The following is a 239-nucleotide window of genomic DNA, read 5'->3' on the forward strand; positions in this document are numbered from 1 at the left end:
GCTCGCGGCCTTCGGCGTGGCGATCGCGCAGACCATCGTGCTTGCCGCGCTGGCGGTGTACGCCCGCGAACTCGACGTCGCCGCGACCGGTGCGACCTGGCTCCTGACCGCCTTCATGCTCGCCTCCGCCGTCGCGACGCCGGTGGCGGGGCGGCTCGGTGACCTGATCGGCCATCGTCGTCTCCTCGTCACCGGTCTCGCGCTGCTGCTGGCCGGCTCGGTGGTGGCCGCGGTGAGCA

General features: G+C 73.6%; 1 protein-coding gene. It reads left to right on the forward strand.

The window, feature by feature from the left end; all coding sequences use genetic code 11:
* Positions 1-239 (forward strand): MFS transporter (locus tag AOK01_RS34625; protein WP_157871609.1); only part of this gene is annotated, 239 nt, incomplete at both ends.

The organism is Streptomyces aurantiacus, assembly GCF_001418335.1.
In the GTDB taxonomy this organism is placed as follows: domain Bacteria; phylum Actinomycetota; class Actinomycetes; order Streptomycetales; family Streptomycetaceae; genus Streptomyces; species Streptomyces aurantiacus.